The organism is Kitasatospora sp. NPDC054768 (assembly GCF_053612025.1).
Map to the genome: position 1 here is coordinate 1 of NZ_JBSHBN010000224.1, position 12,300 is coordinate 12,300.

2 protein-coding genes are annotated in these 12,300 nt (G+C 76.2%); both read left to right on the plus strand.

Annotation, left to right across the window (positions count from 1 at the left end):
* Positions 1 to 10,500: SDR family NAD(P)-dependent oxidoreductase (locus tag ACWGKU_RS37930; protein WP_452180766.1), on the plus strand; the 10,500-nt coding region annotated here is incomplete at its 5' end.
* Positions 10,501 to 10,516: 16 nt separating this feature from the next.
* Positions 10,517 to 12,300: type I polyketide synthase (locus ACWGKU_RS37935; RefSeq protein WP_452180765.1), on the plus strand; the 1,784-nt coding region annotated here is incomplete at its 3' end.

Below are 12,300 nucleotides of genomic sequence, written 5' to 3' on the forward strand. Positions count from 1 at the left end.
GCCGCGTTGGTGGAGGCTCTGGTGGGGGAGGGTGTGCGGGCGCGTCTGATCGAGGTCGACTACGCGTCGCACTCCGCGCATGTGGAGGAGGTCCGAGAGCGGCTGCTCGCCGACCTGGACGGCATCGTGCCGCTGTCCGGTGCGGTGCCGTTCTATTCGAGCGTCACGGGCGGCCTGTTGGACACGAAGGCCCTGGACGCCGAGTACTGGTACCGCAACCTGCGGGAGACCGTCGAGTTCGAGCAGGCCACCCGCGCGCTCCTGGCGGCCGGGCACCGCGTCTTCATCGAGTCCAGCCCGCACCCCGTGCTGTCGGTGGCGGTGGGGGAGTCGGTGGAGGCCGCGGGTGCGGACGCCGCGGTGCTGGGGACGTTGCGTCGCGGGGAGGGCGGTCCGGCGCAGGTGCTGCGCGCGGTCGGCCGTGGCTGGGAGCGCGGGCTGGAGGTGGACTGGCCGCGGGCGTTCCCGGGGGCCCGGCGCGTTGAGCTGCCGACATACGCCTTCCAGCGCACCCGCTACTGGCTGACGGCCCCCGCCGCCATCCCGGCCGCCCCCGCCGAGGACCGCTGGGACGACCTGGAACTGCAGGACCCCACCCGGCTCGCCGAAATCCTCGGGGTCGGCCATGCCGCCCTGGACGAAGTCCTGCCCGCACTGGCGGCCTGGCGCTCCGTCAGGAGCCGTGAGCGGAAGGCGGAATCCTGGCGCTACCACGTCGCCTGGGCACCCCTGTCGGTCACGCCGACGGACGGCCTCCCCGGCCGCTGGCTCGCTTTGCGTCCCGAGGGCGGTGACGCGGCGGCCGTCCTGGACGCCCTCGGCGAGGCCGGAGCCGGCCTCCTCCCGTGCGTCGTCGCCGATCCGGGCGCGACCCGCGAACAGCTGGCCGCCCTGCTCACGGAGACCGCCGGGGAGCAGCCGATCGCCGGCGTGCTGTCCCTGTTGTCCTGGGAGGAGCGCCCCCACCCCGAACACCCCGACCTGCCCGGTGGCCCGGCGCTGACCCTCGCGCTGGCCCAGGCACTGGAGGACGCGGGCATCCAGGCCCGGCTCTGGACGCTGACGAAGGGACTGGCGGTCCTGGGCGGCGCGGAGCGGCCCGGACACGTCGGTCAGGCCGCCTCCGCCGCCCTGGGCCGGACGCTGGCCCTGGAGCACCCGCACCGCCGGGGCGGCCTGGTCGACCTGCCCGAGGTGCTGGACGCACGGGCCGCCCGCCGCCTGTGCGCGGTGCTCGCGGGAGCCGCGGCCGACGAGGAACAGGTGGCGGTGCGCTCCACCGGGGTCCACGGACGCCGGCTCCGCCCCGCGTCGTCCGGGTCGCCGAAGGCCCGTGCAGGCGGCCCGGACGTCCGGTGGCGGGGCACGGTCCTGGTCACCGGCGGCACCGGCGGCGTCGGCTCGCACACGGCGCGCTGGCTGGCGGGCCAGGGCGCGGAGCGGCTGCTGCTGGTCGGCCGACGCGGCGCCGACGCCCCCGGTACGGACGTGCTGCGGGCGGAACTGACGGCGCTGGGCGCCGAAGTGGCCTTCGCGGCCTGCGACGTCGCCGACCCGGCCGCAGTGGCGGCGCTGCTCGCCGACATCCCGGCGCGATACCCGCTGTCCGCCGTCATCCACGCGGCGGGCGTCCTCGACGACGGTGTGCTCGACGCGCTGGATCCCGCGCGGCTCGCCGTGGTGCTGCGCGCCAAGCTGACCGCCGCACGGAACCTGCACGAGGCCACCGCGGGTCTCGACCTGTCGGCCTTCGTGGTGTTCTCGTCGGTGATGGGCGTCGTGGGCAACGCCGGGCAGGGCAACTACGCGGCCGCCAACGCGGCCGTCGACGCACTCGTCGCCGCCCGCCGTGCCGCCGGGCTGCCCGGCACGTCCGTGGCCTGGGGCGCCTGGGCCGGGCCGGGCATGCTGGCGGACGAGGTCGCCGCACGGCTGCGGGACTTCGGCATGCCGGTGATGGAGCCCGAAACGGCCGTCACCGCGATCGGCCGGGCGCTCGCGGAGGACGACGAACTGGTCGTGGTCGCCGATGTCGACTGGAGGCGCTTCACCACGGGCAGGGGCCGGTGGACCGCCGCCCTCCTCCACGGGATACCGGACCCGGCTGCCGCGAGGCCCGTCCAGGACACCACCGCACCGTCGGCGGTCCGGGAAGGCGGCGACTCCGCCGACGCCCTGCGGCAGCAGATCGCCGTACTGCCGCGCCACGAGGACCGGGTCAGGACCCTCACCGAACTGGTACGCACCCACGCGGCGTCGGTCCTGCGCCACCCCGACGTCGACACGGTCCAGCCCGGAAAGGCGTTCTTCGCGCTCGGCTTCGACTCGCTGACGGCGGTGGAGCTGCGCAACCGGCTCACCGCCGTCACCGGACTGGCCCTGCCCGCCACCGTCCTGTTCGACCATCCCACACCGTCGGCACTGGCCGACCGGCTGCTCGCGGACCTGGACCTGCCGGACGCCGCGAGCGGCACCGCCGGGCCCGCCGGCTCCGTCGATGCCGGGGCGGGCCGGGCGGCGGCACCCGGCGGCAACGAGCCGATCGCGATCGTCGGCATGGGCTGCCGCTTCCCCGGCGGGGTCGCAGGGCCCGAGGACTTCTGGCACCTGCTCTCGAAGGGCACCGACGCCGTCGGCGACTGGCCGTCGAACCGGGGCTGGGACACCGAGGGGCTGTACGACCCGGACCCCGACCACGCCGGCACCACGTACAGCATGCAGGGCGGCTTCCTGCACGACGCCCCCGAGTTCGACGCGGAGTTCTTCGGCATCTCGCCGCGCGAGGCCCTGGCCATGGACCCGCAGCAGCGGCTGCTCCTGGAGACCGCCTGGGAGGCGGTCGAGGGCTCCGGGCAGGACCCGACCGCGCTGAAGGACCGGCAGGTCGGCGTCTACATCGGTACCAACGGCCAGGACTACTCCGCGCTGCTGCAGGGCGCCGAGGGCGTGTCCGAGGGCCATCTGCTGACCGGGAACACGGCCAGCGTGCTGTCCGGGCGGCTGTCCTACGTCCTCGGCCTCCAGGGACCCTCGCTCACCGTCGACACCGCGTGCTCCTCGTCGCTGGTGGCGCTCCACCTGGCCGTGCAGGCACTGCGGCGCGGCGACTGCGAGCAGGCCCTCGCGGGCGGGGTGACGGTGATGAGCACCCCGCGGCTCTTCGTGGAGTTCAGCCGCCAGCGCGGGCTCGCCGCCGACGGACGGTGCAAGGCGTTCTCGGCGGACGCGGACGGCACGGGCTGGGGCGAGGGCGCCGGAGTGCTGCTGCTGGAGCGCCACAGCGACGCCCTGCGCCACGGCCACCCCGTACTCGCGCTGATCAGCGGCACCGCCGTGAACCAGGACGGCGCCAGCAACGGGCTCACCGCCCCCAACGGCCCGTCCCAGCAGCAGGTCATCCGCGCCGCGCTGGCCGACGCCGCGCTGCGCGCCGACCAGATCGACGCGATCGAGGCCCACGGCACCGGCACGAAGCTCGGCGACCCCATCGAAGCGCAGGCGCTCCAGGCCGTCCACGGGCCGGCGCGCACGGCGGACCGGCCGCTGTGGCTCGGCTCCGTGAAGTCGAACATCGGGCACACCCAGGCGGCGGCCGGGGTGGCCGGAGTGATGAAGATGGTGCTGGCCATCCGCCACGGCGAACTGCCGGGAACCCTGCACGCCGGGACGCCGAACCCGCACGTCGACTGGTCCGACGGTGCCATCCGCCTGCTCACCGCGCACACCCCGTGGCCGGAGACCGGGAACCCCCGCCGGGCAGGCGTGTCGTCGTTCGGCATCAGCGGCACCAACGTGCACGCGATCATCGAGCAGGCACCGGCCGTCGCGGTCGCGCCCGCCCCGGAGCGGACCGACACCTCGGCCGTGCCCACCCCGGACACCGCCACGACGGCCACCGCGCGCCGGGCCGCCCCGCCCGTGCCGCTGCTGCTCTCGGCCGGCACACCGGAGGCCCTGCGGGCACAGGCCGGCCGGCTGGTGAGCCGGCTCGATGCCGACCCGGACGCCGAACTGGCGGACGTCGCCTACTCGCTCGCCACGGGACGGGCCCCGCTCGAACACCGGGCCGCCGTCCTGGGACGGGACCGGGCATCCGTCCGACGCTCGCTCACCGCACTCGCGCGCGGCACGGCATCGGGCCACCTGCTCACCGGAGGCGCCGTGCGCTCCGGCCGGACCGCCTTCCTCTTCCCGGGACAAGGCAGCCAGCGGGCCGGAGCCGGCGCGGAGCTCTACCGCGACGACCCGGTGTTCGCCGACGCCCTCGACGAGGTGCTGACCGGCCTGGACCCGCACCTCGACCTGCCCCTGCGCGACATCCTGTTCGCCGAGCCCGGAACCCCCGGTGCGGCGCTGCTCGACCGCACCCGGTACACCCAGCCCGCGTTGTTCGCCCTGGAGACGGCGCTGTTCCGGCTCGTGCAGCACTGGGGTGTGCGGCCCGACCTGCTGATGGGGCACTCCGTCGGCGAACTCGCCGCCGCCCACGCGGCGGGCGTGCTGGACCTGCCCGATGCCTGCGCGCTGGTAACGGCCCGGGGCCGGCTGATGGACGAACTGCCCGAGGGCGGGGCGATGGTGGCGGTGGAGGCCACCGAGGAGGAAGTACACCAGGCCCTGCTGGACGACCGCACCGGGCACCCCCTCCCGGAGACGGAAGCGGGCCGGGACGCGGTGGACATCGCCGCCGTCAACGGGCCCACCTCCGTGGTCCTGTCCGGTGACGCGGACGCGGTGCTGCGCCTGGCCGGGGCGTTCCGCTCCCGGGGGCGGCGCACCCGCCGGCTGAGCGTGAGCCACGCGTTCCACTCCGCCCGGATGGACGGGATGCTCGACGCGTTCCGGGACGTGGCCGAGTCGCTGACGTACCACGCGCCCGGCATCGAGATCGTCTCCAACCTGACCGGGCGCACGGCCACGGCCGCGGAACTCCGTTCCCCCGAGCACTGGGTGCGCCACGTCCGGGGCACCGTGCGTTTCCTGGAAGGGGCCCGCCGGCTGTGGGCCGAGGGCGCGACGACGTACCTCGAACTCGGACCGGGCGGCGTGCTGTCCGGCATGCTCCACACCTGCCTCCCCGACGCCACCCCCACCCCCGGCGGCCCCGGCGGCCCCGGGACGGTGCCGCTGCTGAGCGACAGCCGCGGCGAGCCGGACGCGGTCCGCGCCGCACTCGCCTCGCTGCACCTGCGCGGCGTGGCGGTGGACTGGTCGGCGGGCTGGAGCGGCACCGACGTGCGGCGGGTCGACCTGCCCACCTACGCCTTCCAGCGCAGGCGCTTCTGGCCGGTGGCCGCGCCGGACCCGGCCCCCGCCGCCCGGCGCTCCCGCCGGGAGACCGAGGTCCCCGCCGGCCCCCGCCGCTACCGCATCGCATGGGAGCCGCTCACCGCGCCCGCGGAGCCCCGCCTCTCCGGCCGCTGGCTGCTCGTCACCCCGGACGGACCCGGTGCCGAGGACACCGCACTCGCCTGCGAACAGGCGCTCGCCGGACACGGCGCCGACGTGGTCGTGATCCGGGTCGGGGTCGCCGCCGAACGCGCCGAACTGGCCTCGCTGCTCCCGGAGTTCGGCTCCTTGGACGGCGTCCTGTCGCTGCTGGCCCTGGCTCAGGGCCCCCGCCCGGGCCTGCCGACGCTCGACGCCTGCCTGACCGGGACCCTGCTGCTGCTCCAGGCCCTGGGCGACAGCGGCATCGACGCACCCCTGTGGTGCGCCACCCGCGGCGCGGTGGCAGCCGACGGCACGGAGGAGGTCCGCCCCGTGCAGGCCCAGGTGTGGGGCCTGGGCCGGGTGGCGGCACTGGAGCACCCGCTGCGCTGGGGCGGCCTGGTCGACCTGCCGGACCTGCTGGACGGGCCCGCGCTGGACGGGCTGTGCGCGGTGCTGGCCGGACGGGACGGCGAGGACCAGGTGGCCGTCCGCGCGCCGGCACCGTTGGGCCGTCGGCTCGTCCCCGCGCCGGAGCCCGCGACACCCGCGCCCGCACCGTGGACGCCGCGCGGCACGGTCCTCGTCACCGGCGGCACCGGAGGCCTCGGCGCCCAGGTGGCGCGCTGGCTCGCGGAGCGCGGCGCGGACCACCTGGTCCTGCTCAGCAGGCGGGGCCCCGAGGCCCCGGGAGCCGACGCGCTGGCCGACGCCCTGGCGGCGCTCGGCGCCCGGAGCACCCTGCTGGCCTGCGACGTCGCCGACCGCACCGCGCTGGAGCGGGTCCTGGGGCGGCTGCGCGACGAGGGCGACACCGTACGGGCCGTGGTGCACACCGCCGGACTCACCTCGGACACCGCGCTGATGGACTGCACGCCGGAGGAACTGGCCCGGCGGACGGCGGCCAAGACGTGCGGCGCGGCCCACCTCGACGCCCTGTTCGAAGACCGCCCGCTGGACGCCTTCGTGCTGTTCTCCTCGATCTCGGGCACCTGGGGCAGCGGCGGCCAGGGCGCCTACGCGGCGGCCAACGCCTACCTGGACGGCCTCGCCGCGGCGCGGCGCGGCCGGGGCCTGACGGCGACCTCGGTGGCCTGGGGCCCCTGGGCCGGCGCGGGCATGGCCGAGGGCGCGGTCGGCGACGGCCTGCGCCGCCACGGGCTGGTGCCGATGGACCCTGCGGCGGCGCTCTCCGCGCTCGGCCTGGCGCTGGCCCTGGACGAGGGCGAACCGGTCGTCGCCGAGCTGGACTGGAGCCGCTTCGCGCCGATCTTCGGCTCGGTCCGGGAGAGCGCGCTGCTGCGCGGCCTGTCGGCCGCCCCGGAGCCCCGGGCGGCGGACGGCGACCCCGCGGACGCGGACACCTCCGCCGGGTCCGGACCCGGCACGGGCGGCGACCCGTCGTGGCCGCACCGGCTGCACCGACTGTCCGGGCCCGAGGGCCGCAAACTGCTGACGGAGCTGGTGCGGAGCGAAGCGGCCGCCGTGCTGGGCCACGAGTCGGCCGCCGGCCTCATGGCCGACCGCCCGTTCCGCGAGCTGGGCTTCGACTCGCTCACCGCCGTCGAACTCCGCAACCGGCTGGTCGCGGCCACCGCTCTGCCGCTCGCGTTCACCACCGTCTTCGACCACCCGACGGCAGCCGCGCTCGCCGCCCACCTCTTCGCCGAGCTGAGCGGCACCGAACCGGACGCCGACCGCACGACCGGCACGGCCGCGACGGACTCCGCGGCCGCCGACGGCGCGGCCGGGCCCGCGGCGGCCGACGAACCCCTGGCGATCGTCTCGATGGCCTGCCGGTTCCCGGGCGGCGTCCGCTCGCCCGAGGACCTGTGGCAGCTGGTGGCCGACGGAGTGGACGCGGTCGCCGCGCTGCCCGCCGACCGCGGCTGGCCGCTGGACACTCTCTACGACCCGGACCCCCTGCACCCGGGCACCTTCTACACCACCGGCGGCGGATTCCTGGACGGCGCGGCCGAGTTCGACGCGGAGTTCTTCGGCATCTCCCCGCGCGAAGCACTGGCCATGGACCCGCAGCAGCGACTGCTCCTCGAAACCAGCTGGGAGGCGCTGGAGCGGGCCGGACTCGACCCCGCGTCGGTCCGCGGCAGCGAGGGCGGCGTCTACGTCGGCGTCGCCGCCCAGGGCTACGGCACCGGCCCGCAGGACCCGTCCGACGAGATCGAGGGGCACCTCCTCAGCGGCACGGTCACCAGCGTCGCCTCCGGCCGCGTCGCCTACACCCTCGGACTCGGCGGCCCCGCCGTGACCGTGGAGACGGCCTGCTCGTCCTCGCTGGTGGCACTGCACCTGGCGGGCCAGGCACTGCGCGCCGGCGACTGCTCGTTCGCCCTGGTCGGCGGCGCCGCGGTGATGGCGAGCCCGGACGTCTTCGTCGAGTTCAGCCGTCAGCAGGGCCTGTCGCCCGACGGCCGCTGCCGCTCCTTCGCCGAAGCGGCGAACGGCACGGGCTGGGGCGAAGGGGTGGGCGTCCTGCTGGTGGAACGCCTCTCCGACGCGCGCCGCCTCGGACATCCGGTCCTCGCCCTCGTCCGGGGCACCGCGGTGAACCAGGACGGTGCCAGCAACGGCCTCACCGCTCCGAGCGGCCCCGCGCAGCAGCGGGTGATCAGGACCGCGCTGGCCGCGGCAGGACTGTCCGGCGCCGATATCGACCTGGTCGAGGGGCACGGCACCGGCACCGTGCTCGGCGACCCCATCGAGGCGCAGGCCCTGCTGGCCACCTACGGCCAGGACCGGCCCGCCGACCGCCCGCTGTGGCTGGGATCGCTGAAGTCCAACATCGGGCACACCCAGGCCGCCGCCGGGGTCGCCGGCGTCATCAAGACCGTGCTCGCGCTGCGCAACGGCGTGCTCCCCGGCACCCTGCACGCACAGGAGGCGTCCAGCCGGGTGGACTGGTCGGCCGGCGCGGTCCGGCTGCTCGCGGACGCCCGCCCCTGGGAAGCCCCGGACGGGGACCGGCCGCGCCGGGCCGGCGTCTCCGCGTTCGGCATGAGCGGCACCAATGCCCACGCCGTTCTGGAGGAAGCGCCCGCAGCCGACGACGCCCCGCTGCCCGACGGCACGGACGGCGAACCGTCCGAGGACACCGGGACCACCGTTCCGTGGCTGCTCTCCGCCATGACCCCCGAGGCCCTGCGCCGACAGGCGAGCCGACTGGTCGAGCACCTGCGGGCCGGCCCCGACGGGGGCGCCGCCGCCCCGGCCCGTGCGCTCGCCACCACCCGCCCCGCCCTGCCCTTCCGGGCAGCAGCCGTCGGCCGCGACCGCGACGCGCTCCTCGGCCGACTGGACGCCCTCGCGGCGGGCGAACCCGCGCCCGACGCGGTGCGGGACCGGGCGCGCGGCGGCCGTACGGCCTTCGTCTTCCCCGGCCAGGGCTCGCAGTGGGCCGGCATGGCCGCGGCGGCGCTCGACGCCTCCGCGCCGTTCGCCGCCGCGATCGCCGCCTGCGAACGGGCGCTCGCCCCGCACACCGACTGGTCCCTGACCGAGGTGCTGCGCGGCGCGCCCGGCGCGCCGACGCTCGACCGCGTGGACGTCGTCCAGCCGGTGCTCTTCGCCGTGATGGTCGCGCTGGCCGCGCACTGGCGCGACACCGGGGTCACCCCGGACGCGGTCGTCGGACACAGCCAGGGCGAGATCGCCGCCGCCCACGTCGCCGGAGCGCTGTCGCTCGACGACGCGGCTCTCGTGGTGGCGCGGCGCAGCCGGGCGCTGCTGAGGCTGGCGGGACGCGGCGGCATGGTGTCGGTCGCCGCCTCCGCCGAGCGGACCACGGGCCTGATGCCCGCCGGCGGACGCCTCTGCGTGGCCGCGGTGAACGGCCCCGACGCCGTGGTCGTCGCCGGGGAGCCCGAGGAGCTGGCCGCCCTGCTCGCGGCCTGCGATCGGGAAGGTGTACGGGCCAAGGCGATCCCGGTGGACTACGCGGCCCACTCGGCCCAGGTCGCCGAGATCGAGGACGAACTGCGCGAAGCCCTCACCGGGATACGCCCCCGCGCCTCGGCCGTCCCGCTCTACTCGACGGTGACCGGCGAACCCGTCGCCGGAGAATCGCTCGACGCCGCCTACTGGTACCGCAACCTGCGCGAGCCGGTCGACTTCGTCGGAGCGACCCGCGCCCTGCTCGACGCGGGCCACACCCTGCTCGTCGAGGTCAGCCCGCATCCGGTGCTGCTCGCCGGGATCGAGGCGGTGGCCGCGGAGGCCGGGCGGGAGGTGTCGGCGGTCGGCACGCTGCGGCGCGGCGACGGCGGCCGGGACCGGCTGCTGGCCTCACTGACCGAGGCGTGGGCGGCCGGTGGCGGCCCGGTGGACTGGTCGCCCTGGACGGGGGCCCCCGGGCCGGGCGGCGCGGCACCCGTCCTGCTGCCGACGTACCCCTTCCAGCGCGACCGGTACTGGCTGCCCACACCGGGCCGGACGGCCGTCGCGGCCACCGCCGCGGCGCCGGCCGTGGACACTCCGCAGACCGCGGGCGACGAGGACGGCACCCCCGCCGCACGACTGGCCGCCCGGCTGGCCCCGCTGGATCGGCAGGCACGCCGCCAAGCGGTGCTCGACCTGGTCGTCCGGCACGCGGCCGCGGTCCTCGGCCATTCCGGAACCGGTCCGGTGCGCCCGGAACGCGCCTTCTCCGAGATCGGCTTCGACTCGATGCTCGCGGTGCGGTTCAGGAACGCGCTGTGCGAGGCCACCGGGCTGGCCGTCCCGCCGACGGTCGTCTTCGACCACCCGACGCCAGAGGCGCTCGCCGCCCACCTGGACGCGGAGCTGTCCGCCGCGCCCGAACCGCCCTCGCCGCTGCTGGCCGAGCTGGACCGGCTGGCCGCGCTCCTCGCGGCCGTCCCGCCCGGAGCGGCCGACACCGACGGGGTCGGCGAACGGCTGAACGAACTGCTGCGCGGCTGGGGGCGGCGCACCGGCGCACCGGGCGGCGAGGCACCACCGCCAGGACCGGTGGACCACACCGCCACCGCGATGGAAACGGCGACAGCGGACGAGCTGTTCGCCCTGCTCGACAACGACTTCGGAAACGCCTGAAAGAGAGCTGGCACTGATGTCCGACGACAAGAAGCTGCTCGACTACCTCAGGCGCGCCACCGCGGACCTCGGTGACGCCCGGAGGCAGCTGCGCGAGGCCGAGCAGGCCCGCCACGAACCGATCGCCATCGTCTCCATGGCCTGCCGCTATCCCGGCGGCGCCGACACGCCGGAACTGCTGTGGGACCTGGTCTCCCAGGGCGCCGACGCGGTCTCCGCCTGGCCGGTCAACCGCGGCTGGGACCTGGAGGGCCTCTACGACCCGGACCCCGAGCGGCCCGGTACGTCCTACACCCGGCACGGCGGCTTCCTGCACGACGCCGCCGAGTTCGACGCGGAGTTCTTCGGCATCTCGCCGCGCGAGGCCCTGGCCATGGACCCCCAGCAGCGGCTGGCACTGGAGACCGCCTGGGAGGCGGTCGAGCGGGCCGCGATCGACCCCCGCACGCTGCGGTGCACCGGCACGGGTGTCTTCCTCGGGGCGATCGGCAACGGCTACGGCGCGGGTTCGCGCCACCTCCCCGAGGTCCAGGGCCTGTTGGACACCGGGACCGCGAGCAGTGTGGTCTCCGGCCGGATCGCCTACACCCTGGGCCTGGAAGGGCCCGCGGTGACCGTGGACACGGCCTGCTCCTCTTCTCTGGTCGCCCTGCACCTGGCGATCCGGGCCCTGCGGGCCGGCGACTGCACGCTGGCCCTGGCCGGCGGGGTGTCGGTGATGGCGACCCCCGACGCGTTCGTGGCGTTCAGCCGCCAGCGGGCACTGTCGGCCGACGGCCGCTGCAAGGCGTTCGGGGCCGACGCGGACGGAACCGGTTGGTCCGAGGGCGCCGGCGTCCTGCTGCTGGAACGGCTGTCGGACGCGCGGCGCAACGGGCACCCGGTGCTGGCCGTCATCCGGGGTTCGGCCACGAACCAGGACGGTGCGAGCAACGGGCTGACCGCGCCGAGCGGTCCGTCGCAGCAGCGGGTGATCCGGGCGGCGCTCGCGGACGCGGACCTGTCGCCGTCCGAGGTGGACGTGGTGGAGGCGCACGGCACCGGCACCACGCTCGGCGACCCGATCGAGGCGCAGGCCCTGCTGGCCACCTACGGCCAGGACCGGCCCGCCGAACGGCCTTTGTGGCTGGGCTCGTTGAAGTCGAACATCGGCCACACGTCGGCGGCGGCCGGAGTGGGCGGCGTCATCAAGATGGTGCTGGCGATCGAGCACGGCGAACTGCCCAGGACCCTGCACGCGGACCGGCCGACGCCCATGGTGAACTGGTCGTCGGGAGCCGTGGAGATCCTCTCCGAGGCCCGCGTCTGGGACGACACGGGACGCCCGCGCCGGGCCGGGGTGTCCGCCTTCGGCGTCAGCGGCACCAACGCCCATCTGATCCTGGAACAGGCCCCGGCGGAGGAAGCCGAACCGGCGGCCGACACGGCGGCCGATGGCGATGCGTACCCGCTGCCCTGGGTGCTGTCGGGGCGTACCGACGAGGCGCTGCGCGACCAGGCGGCCCGGCTGCTGGCACACCTGAGCGCCGACCCCGCACCCCTGCGGGCCGCCGACACCGGCCGCGCCCTCGCCCTCACGCGGACCGCCTTCGAACGGCGCGCCGTGGTGGTGGGCACCGACCCGGACCGACTGCTCGACGGCGTGAAGGCGCTGGCGGAGGGCCGATCGGTGCCGGGGCTGGTGCGGGGCGACGGTGTGTCCTCGGGCCGTTCGGTGTTGGTGTTCCCGGGTCAGGGTTCGCAGTGGGTGGGGATGGCCGCGGAGTTGCTGGCCGGGTCGGAGGTGTTCGCGGGGCGGAT